Below are 14816 nucleotides of genomic sequence, written 5' to 3' on the forward strand. Positions count from 1 at the left end.
CATATGTTATAAAAATAACACAGATGTGAGGCTTGTATCAACTAATGTCTGATTAATAGGCAGTAATAAATCGTGACAAATCTGTAAAGCATTTCTTTATAAGTAATGCCGAGGCATGTAAAAAGTTGGGTGAGAGCCAAGGGATTCCCGCATGGCGGGAATCGGTGGGTTTGATTACTGTGAGGTTTTATTGCCACTGGTAGTAGTGGTTTGGTTGGTGGAAGGCGCGCTTTGCTGTCCAGAACCTATTTGCCGGGGTGAGGCGATCATCTGCATGATACCCAGATCACCTGTAATTTTACGTCCAATGACTAAGTAAACAGAAAGAGGCTGAGTCAGCTTTTCTTTGTCATTCTGGTAGACCACCTGCAATGGGAAGGTGATTTTCCATTGGTTATCTTTACTCTCTACAACTTGTTCCTGTCCATCGATCATACTGCTGACCATTAATTTTTGTGCTTTGATGGCTTCCAGGTTGCCTGATTTGGTCAATGCATCATTGAAACTCTGCCAACCCTGATCGGTATAGCAATTTTTCAGAGAAGCGAGTTGCTGATCAATGGTATTAAAGTCCAGATCAAATGATTGCTGTAATGCTTTTGCTGCCCATTTAATCACAAGCGATTGCTCAATTTGAGTGGTCTCTGCAGGTATGCGGTAATTGCAATCAATGACCTGAGGCTTAGCAGCAGGAATTGTTGTGGTCTGGGTTGTTTGTCCAGCGGGAACGACTGTGGGTTGCACGGAAGTATTGGCCGGATTCGCTGTGTTCGCTGCAGGGGTTGTCTGAGTCGTCGTTGTCTGGCTCGGTATTTGAGTAGTGGTCGTGGTGGTTTGAGTTTTGATTGTGGCAGGAGTTGTCGCCTGTTTTGTCTGGTTGGTACTGCTTGTCTGATCACTTTGAGTCTGTGTGGCAGCTCCAGATTGGGCAGCTTGCCCATTCTGCGTTTGGGTTGCTGCGGCGGGTTGACTGGTTTGACCGTTTTGATTTTGAGTAGTTGTATCCGGTTGAGTTGTTTGTGCGGCTACAGGCTGAGTTAAAATAGCAGCAGGTTTGTTATCGGCATGCACAGTCACACACAGTATAGATAACACGCTACCACACAACACTAATTTGTTCATTGATTGACTCCTTGCAATAAAATTCACGTAACTACTCACCACGTGCACCAAATAGGGCTTTTCCCCTAAAGGATTCAAAATGCGGTGAATGGATACAAATTCACAACTTAAAAATCATTAATTGTTCTATTTGGCTTCAATTAATCCATCGTTTCATTATCAACAGACGTTTAATCAACAGGTTAGATTACTATCTTACAATTCATCAATTTACGCAACCAGCGCAGATGATCCTGAATAAATTAATGCTTTCAATCGGAGCTTTCAAGGTAGTATTAACAAAACCAGAGACCTGTTATCATTTCCTCTATTTAAAATTGACAGAGGCTGCTGCGGTTTATTTTGTCATTCCCTGAATAGTAGCGGCCTGGCAGTAAGGATAACTATGTTTTTAATTACCGGAGGCGGCACTGGCATTGGACGTGCCTTGGCTATTGCACTGACTGAACGACAAAAAGAAGTCCTGATTGTGGGGCGGCGAATCGATGTGCTTGAATCAACAGCCAGCCTGTCAGAACGGATTTCATTTTTTCAATGTGATGTCTCTAAGGCCCGTGACCGTCAGCGTCTCGTTGATCATTTAGAGACTAAGGGCAATTTGGAAGGTCTGGTGCACAATGCTGGAGTGATTACACCGATTGAGCCAGTTCAAATTGTCAGTGAAGAGGACTGGAACCGCTTTATTAAGACTAATGTAAATGCGCCGCTTTTTTTATCTCAATTACTCCATCATAAACTGAACCAGGGGCGGGTCTTGCATATTGGTTCAGGCGCTGCCTATTTTCCAGTTGCCGGATGGGCAGGCTATTGCGTCTCGAAAGCAGCATTGGCTATGCTGACGCGCTGCTGGCAATTAGAAGACAAAGAGGTTGCTTTCGCCAGTGTGATGCCGGGTATTATTGATACGCCTATGCAGGAAATTATTCGTGAAGCCAGTCACATGGAAAATGAAAAGCAAAGTTTTTTTAAATCCCTGAAGGCTGAACAGCGACTGCTTGAACCCTCTACAGTAGCTCTGTTTTTAACATGGCTGCTAATCGATGTTCCTAAAGAGGAATATATCGCGCAAGAGTGGGATATTTATGACACAGTTCATCACTCTGCCTGGTTAAAATCTCCTCATATCGTACCTCACTGGGAGTAATATGAGTCTCACCATTTTAAAAAATGCTTTGATACTTGATTCTAATGGCTCGGAAAGAGAGGGACAGTCAATCGTTATTTCGCAAGACAAAATTGCCTGGTGTGGGAAAGATGAATTGCTTCCTGTTGAGTTTCAGCGCAGCGAAGCCTTGGTTGAGGATTGTCAGGGGCAGCTGATTACTCCCGGCCTTATTGATTGCCATACGCATCTTGTCTATGCCGGCGATCGCTCCAGAGAATTTCAGCGAAAGCTGGAAGGTGCCAGTTATGCGGATATTGCCAGGGAGGGCGGAGGCATTGTCTCCACGGTGACCCAGACAAGAAAGGCTTCATTGGAAGAACTGATTGAACAGTCCTTGCCTCGCCTGCTTGCCTTACGTTCAGAGGGGGTTACCAGCATTGAAATCAAATCAGGTTATGGCCTTGATCTGGACAATGAAATTAAAATGCTAAAAGCCGCAAAACAGCTGCAGGGTCTTAGCGGAATGCGGATTAAAACCAGCTTTCTCGGTGCGCATGCAGTGCCCATAGAATATAAACACAATGCACAGGCTTATGTCGATTTTTTATGTGCCGAGGTGCTACCCGCTGTGGCAGACCAGGGATTGGCTGATGCGGTCGATGTATTTTGTGAATCTATTGGATTTAATCTTGCGCAAGCAGAGCAAATATTTAATGCTGCGAATCACTATAAGATTCCGCTCAGATGCCATGCGGAACAGCTTTCCAACTTGGGTGCAAGCAGACTGGCCGCGAGCATGAAGGCTTTATCCTGCGATCATCTTGAATATCTGGAGGAGGAGGGGGCAAAAGCTTTGGGCGAAAACGGTACGGTCGCAGTCCTGCTGCCGGGTGCCTACTATTTCCTGGCAGAGAAAAGAAAGCCGCCTGTGGAGGTTCTGCGCCAGCATGGGGTAGATATTGCTATTGCAACGGATTGTAATCCAGGCTCCTCCCCAACAGCGTCTTTATTGCTCATGATGAGTATGGCTTGCCGTTTCTTTTCCTTAAGCATTCCGGAAGTACTCAAAGCCGTTACAGTAAATGCAGCAAAAGCCTTGGGTATTCATCAGGAAACTGGCATACTTGCCGCTGGTTTTTCCGCGGACCTTGTTCGCTGGTCAGTAAAAGAGAGTGCTTCCCTGTGTTATTACTTTGCTTACCCTCTTCCTCATAACACAATGATTGGCGGAAAATGGTTAAAGCAGTAGAGGAGTCGTTATGAAAAAAATAGTACAAATACTGATGTTATTAACTCTAATGACTGGCGGCGTTTTTAACGCACTGGCATCGGTAAAAACAGTCACTATCAAGCAGGAAGATGAAAAGCTGGTTTTGGATATTAATTACCCTCAGGGCTATGCCAGCAACACAATAAACAAACCGGTTCAGGATTTTATTAGTAAGCAGAAGGAAGCCATTTTAGAGATAAACAAACAGGATAATTTATCTGCCGATATCCCTGGCAAAAATGGATTGTACATTAATTACCAAACCAAGTTTTCCAATGCCAGTATTTTGAGTCTTTTATTTAATGTCTCAAGCAATATGAGAGGAGCAGCCCATCCTTCCCAAAGCATTAAAACATTTAACTTTTTTAATGGGCAAGAGATCAGTCTGAACTCACTGTTTAAACCAGAGAGTGACGCACTCAATCAAATCGCAAAATTCTGTCATGATCATTTCGTCAAGCAAGGGCAAGCCGATGAAAACTGGATTAATGAAGGAACGAAACCCACAGCTGAAAATTATAAAAGCTGGTATTTCACCAAGTCTGGAGTAATGATCGTGTTTGATACCTATCAGGTTGCAGCCTATGTGTATGGACCGCAGAAAGTCCTGATTCCCTACTCAATGCTTAAGTCCTGGATGAAACCGGAAATTGCCAAGGCTGCCTGGGGTAATGCATGACCAAGTCTGTTGTGAAAGAAATAAAAGAGCCCTATATAGCTGAGTTAACACTCCGCAGTATTTTGCTGGCGGTATTACTGACCGTATTACTGGCTATGTCCAATGCCTATCTGGCATTGAAGCTGGGGATATTGACCTCCGCGTCCATTCCTGCCGCTATTATTTCAATGGGTATTTTACGATTTTTTAAAAATGCGACCATTCTCGAAAATAATGCGGTACAAACGGCTGCCTCCGCAGGTGAGGCTGTTGCAGGAGGTATCGTTTACACCATCCCCGCATTAGTCATTATACATTACTGGCATCATTTTGATTACATTAACAACTTTATGATTGCAGCTTGCGGCGGTATTTTGGGAGTACTTTTTTCAATCCCCTTACGCCGGGTTCTGGTTAATGAACCAGTTTTGAAATTCCCGGAGGGACGGGCAATTGCCGAGGTTTTAAAATCTTCGAGAAGCTCTGGTATCCGCGACATCTTTTTAGGTGGGGCTATTGGCGGCTTAATTGAATTATTGCAGGTTGGCTTTAAACTGATTGCCAGCAGTTGGAGTGTCTGGTTTGTTGCCAGGCGTTCTCTTTTTGGTTTCGGTGCCGGATTTTCTGCCACTATGATTGGTGCCGGTTATCTGGTTGGCTTTGAAATGGCTATCAGTATTTTTATCGGCTCGGTGGTATCCTGGTTGATTGCTCTGCCAATTGTGAGTCGATTTTATCCCGAGTTTCTACACCAATATCCCGTTGAGCAGGCAGCGGCTTTTCTCTGGGATAGCGAAATGCGCTATTTAGGAATTGGTGCTATGCTTTTCGCTGGTGTATGGACTTTTCTGAAGCTTATCAAACCATTGGCCAAAAGTATTGCTGTCTCTTTTGATGCCTTTGTCACCAAAAACCGTAAGGATAGTTTTCTTCCCCGAACGGATCGGGATATTCCCTTGCCGTTTCTATTAATCGGGATCATGCTGATGTCGGGCATCCTGTTTTTCTTTTTTCAGTATATTTTTCCTACTGAGGCAGTCGGATTTTCAGAGGATTCTGCCCCAGGTCTGGCATTCGCAGCTGTGTTATACGTTCTCATCGTGGGATTTTTATTTTCTGTAATGACTGGTTATTTTTCAGGAATGGTAGGGGTCACTGCCAGTCCCGGAAGCTCTGTTGTGATTGCCGGAATGTTATTTGCTGCCTGGGTATTATTGACATTTATCAATAAAATGCTGCCTTTGCCTTTTACCGAGGATCAGATTAAAGCGGCGGAAGCGATAACTATCATTATTGGTTCCATAGTGACGGGTATTGCTGCAATTGCCAATGATAACACTCAGGATTTGAAAGTGGGCCAGCTGGTTGGCGCAACCCCATGGCGTCAACAGGTGATGCTGCTTTTAGGCGTTATCGTTTCCGCATTAGTTATCCCTCCTGTCATGCAGCTGTTATTTGATGTATATGGCATTGCCGGTGTAATGCCCCATGAAGGAATGGACCCGGCACAATCCTTACCCGCACCGACTGCCGCATTAATGGCGGCCATTACCGAAGCAGTTTTCAGGAATACTTTGCCCTGGGCTATGATGTTAATTGGCAGTGCTATCATTGTGGTGATTATTATTATTGATAAACTGTTTAAAATCCATCGCATAATTCGATTATCAATTCTCGGTATAGCTATTGGCATGTATCTTCCTATTGCATCCTCATTTCCTCTGTTTTTAGGCGGCCTGATTTACATGCTGGTTCAATGGTCGTTAAAACGCAGAATGATAAATGAGGAAGAAAAGAAGGAACGTAAACAAATCGGAATTCTTCTGGCCTGTGGACTTGTAGCAGGTTCGGCCATTGTCGATGTCTTGCTGGCAGTGCCATTCTCCTTGTTGCACTCACCGGATGCCTTAAAGCTGGTGGGCGACGGCTGGCATAATTATGGAGTCGCTTTGGGAGTTATCTCGACAATCATGCTGGCATTATGGATTGAACGCCGGGTTTGCCGCTCAAAAAAAAATGATTAAATGGATAAATCGATGCTATTGGGTTTAAACAAATTTCAGTTGGATACCCCTTGCTTACTGATTGATAAGCAAAAGCTTGAGTTTAATCTTTTGACGATGCGCGATCATTGTATAAAGCAGGGCATTCATTTAAGACCCCATTGTAAAACACATAAGTCGTCTTCGCTGGCACAGATGCAAATGGACTATGGCGCGGTTGGTGTTTGCGTGGCCAAAGTAAGTGAAGCTCTGGTGTTGGCATCTAAAGGACTTTCTAATATTCTGATTACATCGCCGGTGGTTACCAGGCATAAAATTCAACGCTTAATGGAATGCCATCAGCTTTGCTCTGATTTATGCATAGTGGTTGATAATGAAGAGAATATCGAGCAACTTAATACGGCTGCTCAAACCTGCGGTAAAGTATTATCAGTTCTGATTGATATCAATTCCGGCATTGGCCGGACTGGAGTGAATGCCAGTGATGCTTTGTCATTAGGTCAGTTTGTCCAGCGAATGCCTTGGCTTCGCTTAGCTGGAATCCAATGTTACGCGGGAAATTTACAACATATAGCAGTTTATGAGGAACGTAAAAACAAATCACTCGCCGTCATGGAAATGGCTAGTGAACTGGTTCATCAATTTAGAAAAGCGGGATTGCCTTGTAAGATTTTAACTGGTACAGGAACGGGCACTTTCGACATTGATTGTCAGGCTTCTGAGGTTACCGAGATTCAGCCGGGATCTTATACCGTAATGGATGTTCAGTATAGTGAAATCGGCTCAGTTGCCGGCAATAGATTTCTGCCGGCGATGACATTACTTACCACAGTGATCAGCAGTAATCAAAGCTCGCATGTCACGGTTGATGCGGGTACTAAAGCCTTGTATGTCGACTGCTGCAAACCTGTCATCATCAATCGCTCGAATCTGGAATACGACTGGGCCGGTTTTGGTGATGAACATGGCCGTGTTTTCTCCTCATCCGGCGAGTCGCTGCCGAAAAATGGCGAGGTTCTGGAATTAATCGTTCCTCATTGTGATCCCACTATTAATCTGCATGATTATTTTTATATTATCGAGAATGATGTTGTGGTGGATGTCTGGGAAATTGATATGCGGGGGAAAGCCCAATAGAGTACCTTATTATAGGAGGAGGACTCCTAATCATCGTGAGCAAATCGGCGTTGTTAATAAATGAAGATAAGTACACAAAAACCGTCTTTGCGAGCATTAGCGAAGCAATCCAGTTCCTTACTTTGTTCATGTCTCAATCTAGATTGCTTCACTTTGTTCGTAAAGACGATAGCTTGGTTATTGGTCATGAGGCTCGCTTTTTCATCGCCTCAGTTGCTTTAATCAATTCCTTAGTCACATTGACCTCCATGGCCGAGTGGCCGGAACTGTCAGCAAAAATCAATTGAGAGTTCGGCCAGGCCTGATGCAATTCAAATGCGGTGCGTGCCCGGGTGACCGTATCATAACGTCCATGAACGATAATCAGGGGTAAATGATTGATTTTGTCGATGTTATCCAGGAGCTGATTCTCTTCCAGGAAAAAATGATGCTGATTATAATAAATGAAGGTTTTCGCAATCCCAAGCACGAGCTGATCATCGCTTAGAAAGGCATCCAATTGTTTTTTACCCAGCTTGATAAACGAGCAAATCAAATCATATTTCATCAGTGCTTTCGCCGCTGGTAAAGCGACACTGGCATCAGAGTCCATAACCAGCTGGTAATAGGCATTTCCCAGATCATGCTGTTTGTCCTTGGGGATGAAATCATTAAACTCCTGCCAGGCTTCAGGAAAGGTATCGCGCATGCCATATAATAGTTGAATGCTTTCCTGCTGACGCGCGAGAAAAATCCCACGCAACACAAAACCTGTTACTTTATCAGGATGCGCTTCGCCATAAGCCAGCGCCAGTGCACTGCCCCAGGAGCCGCCAAATACCATCCATTGCTTGATGTTTAACTGAGTTCGTAAATGCTCAATGTCTGCGATTAGGTCCTGGGTGGTATTTTCACGCATCTCGCCAAAAGGTTTAGAGCGTTTGGCGCCTCGCTGATCCAGCAAAATAATACGCCAGTAAGTAGGATCGAAATAACGCATGTCATTTTCGCCACATCCGGCACCAGGCCCGCCATGCAATACAATAACGGGTTTCCCATTGGGATTGCCATACTCGGCATACCATAGTTTATGCAGGCCGCCAGTAGCAAGATAATCTTCATGAAAGGGTTTAATCGCAGGATATAAATAGCTTTCCTGAGCAGTACTTTTCGCCATGTGCTTTGAAGTCCATTGATAAGCGGCTGTCAGAAGAATAGCCGCCAAAACAACACCAAAAATTATACGAGACATTCATTCTCCTCTATGCCTGAAATGGTAGGCGCTTCGCCCATAGCCGTCAGGCTAAGGATTAATGTTATCCCCTCTCCACCGCGCATAGCGTGGGGGAGAGGGTAGGGAGAGGGGGTTAAAAAATTATCACGATAGTGATTCCATTTTGTTGTGATAATAAACCATAGCTACAGAAAATGATTAATGAATCGCTACGCGACCTTATTTATAGCCCCCTCACCCTAACCCTCTCCCCCACGCTGCGCGCGGTGGAGAGGGGATCTGATATTCTTAGCCTGACGGCTATGGGCGAAGCGCCCGACCTACAATTACAGGCTACTCCAAATTCTCCACTGTCTTCCTATGCGCCAGTAACTTTTCCTTCGTCAGAAGTGCCTGGGACAATTTTTCCTTTTCCTTGGCAATAATATCTGCCGGTGCTTTATCGGTAAACTTAGGATTATTCAACTTGCCTTCGGCCAGTGAAATATCTTTATTCAGTTTCGATAATTCCCTATCGAGACGCAGCAGTTCCGCCTGTTTGTCAATCAATCCTGCCATAGGAATTAGAAACTCAGTTTCGCCAACAATGGCAGAGGCAGATGGAGGAACAGGTTCATTGGCTTCGATAAAATGGACATGCGTGAGCTTGCAAAGCGCAATTAAAATGGCATGATATTTTTTCAGTAGTTCCCTGACTTCTGAGGAAGCGTTTTTAACCTGTAGCGGGATCAGTTTAGCTGGTGAAATGGCCATTTCACTGCGAATCGTTCGCAGGGATTGAATCACTTCTTTTAGCCAAACTATTTCTTTTTCCAGCTCTTCATTAATAAATTCTTCAATAACCTTAGGATAAGGACAAAGCATGATGCTTTCACCATTTAAGCTGGTCAGGTTATTGGTTCTTTGCCAGATTTCCTCGGTGATAAAAGGCATAATAGGATGTAAAAGCTTAAGGATCTGATCAAGGACATTCAGTAAGGTTCTGCGAGTGCCGCGCTTCATCGCACCTAATGCCTGCTCAGCATAAAGAATAGGTTTGGAGAGCTCCAGATACCAGTCACAATATTCGTGCCAGATAAAGTCGTACAGAGTATTCGCCAGCAAGTCAAAGCGGAAATTGTTGAAATATTGATGGCAGAGAGCAATAGTTTGCTGAAGCCTCGATATGATCCATTGATCCGCTGGGCTGTACTGGAATGCACCATCTCCCAAATCAGCACGTTCTTCTTCAGTGTTTAAAAGAACATAGCGAGCTGCATTCCACAGTTTATTACAGAAATTCCGATAGCCTTCCACACGTCCCAAATCAAAGCGTACATTACGGCCGGTCGATGCCAGCGAACAGAAGGTAAAGCGAAGGGCATCAGTGCCATATGCGGGTATACCTTCAGGAAATTCCTTGCGGGTTGCTTTAATAATTTTATCTCGGGCTGAACCCAGCATGAGACTATCCGTACGTTTATCAACCAGAGATTCAATATCGATTCCATCGATGATATCGATTGGATCAAGCACATTTCCCTTCGATTTCGACATCTTCTGGCCTTCACTGTCACGAATCAGACCAGTAATAACGACATGTTTGAAAGGCACTTTTCCAGTAAACTTAAGCCCCATCATGATCATACGGGCTACCCAGAAGAAAATAATATCAAAACCTGTCAGCAGGACAGACGTGGGGTAAAACGCTTCCAATTCAGGTGTTTTCTCAGGCCAACCTAAAGTCGAAAAAGGCCACAGGGCAGAGGAAAACCAGGTATCCAGAACATCTTCGTCCTGTTTTAAAGGTATGGATTCATCCAGTTTATACTTAAAACGAACATCGTTTTCACTGTAGCCAACATACACATGACCCTGATTATCATACCAGGCTGGAATCCGGTGCCCCCACCATAATTGACGGCTGATACACCAGTCCTCAATGTTTTCCATCCACTGGAAATAGGTTTTATTCCAGTTTTCGGGAACGAATTGAATATCGCCGCGCTTAACCGCTTCAATAGCAGGTTCCGCCAGAGGTTTTGTTTTCACATACCATTGATCAGTCAACAAAGGCTCGATAATGACACCTGACTTTTCGCCGCGAGGCACTTTCAAACGATGTGGCTCGGCTTTAACCAGCAAGCCGGCATCGGTCAGATCTTTCAAAATCTGCTCACGGGCAATAAAGCGATCCATACCCTGGTATCTGACCGGAGCATTTTTATTAATGGTCGCTTTTTTAGTGAGAATATTAATTGATTCAAGCTTATGGCGTTTACCAATTTCATGATCGTTAAAGTCATGAGCTGGGGTAATTTTTACACAACCGCTGCCGAATTCGATATCCACATAGTCATCGGCAATGACTGGAATTTCACGATCGCATAGGGGGAGGCTTATCATTTTTCCAATAAAATGCTTGTAGCGTTCATCTTCAGGATGAACGGCAACCGCCACATCACCGAGCATGGTTTCAGGACGCGTGGTGGCAATTACCAAGCTATCTTCAGAGTTCGCCAGCGGATAGCGAATGTGCCACATCTGGCCGTCTTCTTCTTCAGAAAGCACTTCGAGATCAGATACTGCGGTTCCCAGCTTGGGATCCCAGTTAACCAGGCGTGTTCCCCGATAAATAAGACCTTCGTCATAGAGCTGTACAAACACTTTTTGTACAGCAGCAGATAATCCGTCATCCATTGTGAATCGTTCACGGGACCAGTCAACAGAAGAGCCAATTCGCCGCATTTGCCGGGTGATATTGTTACCGGATTCTTCTTTCCATGCCCATACATGTTCTAAAAACTCATCGCGGGTCATGTCTTTTCGCACTAAGCCTTTCTTTTCTAACTGACGTTCTACGACTAACTGAGTCGATATTCCGGCATGATCGGTTCCGGGTTGCCAGAGGGCACGCTCACCCAGCATCCGATGGTAGCGGGTTAATGCATCCATTAGTGTGTGTTGAAAACCATGCCCCATATGCAGGCTGCCAGTTACATTTGGAGGGGGCAGCATAATGCAGTATGGTTTTCCTTCACCATGCGGTTTGAAAAAGTTATGATATTCCCAATTGTCATAACACGCTTGTTCAATTGCTTTAGGTGAATACGTCTTATCCATTGTCTAGCCTGTAATGATGAAAGCTGCAATTTTAGCACAAGATTTTTTAATCTCGCAGCGTAAAATCTTTATATTATAGGTGATTACTGGTGTTGATGGAGTTGAGCTAAGCCGGATTGCCGGGCTTTACAGCCCAGCTTCCAGGCTAGTCTTATGGACTAAGCACATCAGGATTTTTTTGTTCGCGGTGATCTTCTGCAATGTAGGAATACATTGTGGGCACAACAAACAAGGTGAAGCCAGTTCCTACCAGCAGTCCTGCGGCAATTACAAGACCAATGTCGAAGCGGCTTACTGCCCCGGCTCCAGTAGCCATTAATAAGGGAATAACGCCGAAAACCATAGCGGCCGTGGTCATTAGAATTGGTCTTAATCGAATGCCTGCGGCTTCCTCTACGGCCTGCCTACGATCAAGTCCTCTTTCCTTTTGCAGCTGGTTGGCAAAATCAACGATTAAAATGCCGTGTTTACTAATTAAGCCAATCAGGGTAATTAGCCCAACCTGGGTATAAATATTAATACTGGCCGCTCCAAAGCTCAGTGGAATCAATGCTCCGCAAATGGACATCGGTACACTGATAAGAACAATCAATGGATCGCGAAAGCTTTCATACTGGGCAGACAGCACCAGAAAAATCACAATAATCGCCATGAAAAAGGCAAAGATTAAGGCATTTCCTTCCTGTATAAATTGCCTTGACTGTCCGCCAAAGTCGTAGGTATATCCTTTGGGTAAAGTACTTTTTGCTTCTGCCTCCAAAAAGTGCAAGGCTTCTCCCAAAGTAGTACCAGGCATCATTACCGCCTGGATAGTGGCTGAATTTAATTGCTGGAAATGTGAAACCGCATTAGGCTGGGTTTTGGCCTTTGGTGTGACCACTGTGGATAAGGGAACCATTGTTCCGCTAGCAGTTTTTACATAGATCCATCCCAGTTGCTCTGTAGTCAGGCGATAACGGCGATCAAGCTGGGGTATGACTTCATAACTTCGACCCTGCAGATTGAAGTAATTCACATAATTGCCGGAAAGCGCGCTGGTCAGGCTGCTTCCAACCGCCTGCATATCCAGACCCAGATCAGAGGCTTTTGAACGGTTAATTTCAAACTCGATTTCAGGCTGGTTAAATTTAAGGCTGTTATCGAGATAGATAAATAAGCCGCTGGCTTGCGCCTTGGCAATGAGCTGATTGGACACTTCAAACAAGGTTTGAAAGTCATTAGTCGTTTTAATCACAAACTGAACGGGTGTTCCTGAGCCTCCGCCTGGCAAGGGTGGAGGAATGACTGCAAACGCTTTTAAACCTGCTACCTTATCAAGCTTGGCCTGCAAGGGCTCTTTCATTTCAAACTCAGTTCGTTTGCGCTCATCCCAAGGCTTTAAAACCATCCCGGAAATTGATTGTGTTGACACCGAGTTCAAATTGAAAAAATGAGCTGTTTCAGGAAAGGTTTTATAAATTTCATCGAATGCTTTGGTAAACGTTTCGATGTAATTAATTGTGGCATATTGTGGGGCGGTTGGAACAACAATAAAAAAGCCCTGATCTTCTTCAGGAGCGGTTTCGGTGGGGATGCTGTTATATAAATAGGGCAGCATCATCAGAACGACTGCTGCAAACACCAGCATAATGGCTCTTGTGTCCAGCAAGCTGTGCAGCATGCGCTGATAACGTATTTTTAAATTATGAAAACGCTTATCAAGAAATTGTACAAAACGGCCGCTGCTCATCTCAGCAGTGAGTAACCTGGAACACATCATGGGTGTTAGTGTCAGCGCAATGATTCCTGAAATGATTACCGCACAGGCCAGTGTAAAGGCAAATTCTTTGAAAAGGGCGCCTGTTAACCCTCCCATAAAACCAATCGGTGCATAAACGGCAGCCAGCGTAATCGTCATCGCAATGACGGGTACGGCAATTTCACGAGCGCCTGTTAATGCCGCCTGGAAGGGGGTTAAGCCTTCTTCAATATGGCGGTGAACATTTTCCACAACCACAATGGCATCATCTACAACCAGACCAATAGCGAGAACAAAGGCAAGCAAGGTCAACAGGTTAACTGAATACCCCAGGAACAGCATCAGCGTACAAACACCGACTAGTGACAGAGGGATAGTGATTACCGGAATGATCACCGATCGCAGGGAACCAAGGAACAGGAAAATTACCACCACCACAATGAGAGCCGCTTCCGCAATTGTTAATATTACTTCTTTGATTGATGCACGGATAAAATCGGTCGCGTCATAAACGATTGTTCCGGTCAAAGAGGGAGGGAAGTCACGCACGATTCCTGGAAACAGCTTGCGGGCATCTTTTATGACCGTTAAAGGATTTGCGGTGGGCGTCGGTGTAATTGCCAGAAAAACTGCTTTTTTACCGTTAAAAGTGACTGTGGTATTGTAATCCTGGGAGCCCAGAATCACATCACTCACGTCCTTCAATCGAATGATCGAGTTTTTATCGCTGCGAATAATCAATCGACCGAATTCCTGGGCATCATTCAAATCCGTTTTCGCAGTCATATTGACTGCGACGTATTCGCCTTTAGTGCTGCCAGCCGCTGTAAGAAAGTTGTTCTTGGCGAGTACACTGGAAACCTCGGACGGGGAAACATTCAAAGCTGCCATTTTTATCGGATCGAGAAAGATACGCATTGAATAAGTAGCTCCCCCGAGAATCTGAGCCTGTGCCACTCCGTCTACTGTCTGTAATTGCGGTTGAACCACACGAACCGCGTAATCCGTAATTTGCTGAGGCGTCATCGAATCGCTGTCGAGACTGATGTACATCAGGGGAGTAGAAGTATCGGAACTTTTTATGATTACTGGCTGCTGCGATTCCGGAGGCAGCTGATTTAAGGTTTGCTGGACCTTGCTCATCACATCGGTAAAAGCGACCTGCGGATTAAAATTAAGTTTAATATTGAGGGTGATTGTGCTCAAACCCTGGGTACTGGTCGATGTCATATAATCAATCCCTTCCGCACTGGCTACAGCTGCCTCAAGTGGAGTGGTTATAAATCCGGCAATCAGATTAGCATCAGCCCCGGGATAGGCTGTAGTAACTGTAATGATAGTATTATCCATCCGAGGATATTGGCGAATTTGCATGGTGCTAATCGAGTTCAGCCCGAATAGAAAAATCAATAAACTCACTACAGTAGCCAGCACGGGCCGCTTGATAAACAGATCAGTAAAATTCATA

At 44.7% G+C, this 14816-nt stretch carries 9 protein-coding genes; 5 read left to right on the forward strand and 4 right to left on the reverse strand.

What is annotated here, in order from left to right:
* Positions 1 to 174 precede the first annotated feature (174 nt).
* Positions 175 to 1122: a DotI/IcmL family type IV secretion protein gene (locus DYH61_RS04430; RefSeq protein ID WP_058508854.1), complete on the reverse strand. Its 948-nt coding sequence runs from the start codon at positions 1120 to 1122 to the stop codon at positions 175 to 177.
* Between the two features lie 385 nt (positions 1123 to 1507).
* On the opposite strand from DYH61_RS04430, the gene DYH61_RS04435 reads away from it, so the two are divergent.
* The 5 genes from DYH61_RS04435 to DYH61_RS04455 are packed head-to-tail and all read left to right on the forward strand — an operon-like array spanning position 1508 to position 7295.
* A complete protein-coding gene (locus DYH61_RS04435) occupies positions 1508 to 2266 on the forward strand; it encodes an SDR family NAD(P)-dependent oxidoreductase (protein ID WP_058508853.1) in 759 nt (252 codons plus the stop codon).
* Between the two features lies 1 nt (position 2267).
* Positions 2268 to 3476, forward strand: coding sequence for an imidazolonepropionase (gene hutI / locus DYH61_RS04440; protein ID WP_058508852.1), 1209 nt, complete (start codon positions 2268 to 2270; stop codon positions 3474 to 3476).
* 10 nt (positions 3477 to 3486) lie between these two features.
* Positions 3487 to 4176: a DUF3298 and DUF4163 domain-containing protein gene (locus DYH61_RS04445; RefSeq protein WP_058508851.1), complete on the forward strand. Its 690-nt coding sequence runs from the start codon at positions 3487 to 3489 to the stop codon at positions 4174 to 4176.
* Positions 4173 to 6179, forward strand: a complete 2007-nt coding sequence (locus DYH61_RS04450; RefSeq protein WP_058508850.1) for an OPT family oligopeptide transporter — start codon at positions 4173 to 4175, stop codon at positions 6177 to 6179. Before DYH61_RS04445 ends, DYH61_RS04450 begins: the two co-directional genes overlap by 4 nt.
* Positions 6180 to 7295 (forward strand): DSD1 family PLP-dependent enzyme, encoded by a 1116-nt coding sequence (locus tag DYH61_RS04455; RefSeq protein ID WP_083499295.1) that lies wholly within the window; start codon positions 6180 to 6182, stop codon positions 7293 to 7295. It begins immediately after the preceding gene.
* Between the two features lie 184 nt (positions 7296 to 7479).
* Here DYH61_RS04455 and pip read toward each other — a convergent pair whose 3' ends face one another.
* The 3 genes from pip to DYH61_RS04470 form a co-directional block, all read right to left on the reverse strand.
* Positions 7480 to 8526 (reverse strand): prolyl aminopeptidase, encoded by a 1047-nt coding sequence (gene pip / locus DYH61_RS04460; RefSeq protein ID WP_058508848.1) that lies wholly within the window; start codon positions 8524 to 8526, stop codon positions 7480 to 7482.
* Positions 8527 to 8841: 315 nt separating this feature from the next.
* Positions 8842 to 11610, reverse strand: a complete 2769-nt coding sequence (locus tag DYH61_RS04465) for a valine--tRNA ligase (RefSeq protein ID WP_058506141.1) — start codon at positions 11608 to 11610, stop codon at positions 8842 to 8844.
* Between the two features lie 151 nt (positions 11611 to 11761).
* On the reverse strand, positions 11762 to 14815 hold the full coding sequence (locus tag DYH61_RS04470) for an efflux RND transporter permease subunit (protein WP_058506142.1): 3054 nt from the start codon (positions 14813 to 14815) through the stop codon (positions 11762 to 11764).
* Between the last annotated feature and the right edge of the window lies 1 nt (position 14816).

The sequence above is a fragment of the Legionella quinlivanii genome (assembly GCF_900461555.1).
Lineage (GTDB): Bacteria > Pseudomonadota > Gammaproteobacteria > Legionellales > Legionellaceae > Legionella_C > Legionella_C quinlivanii.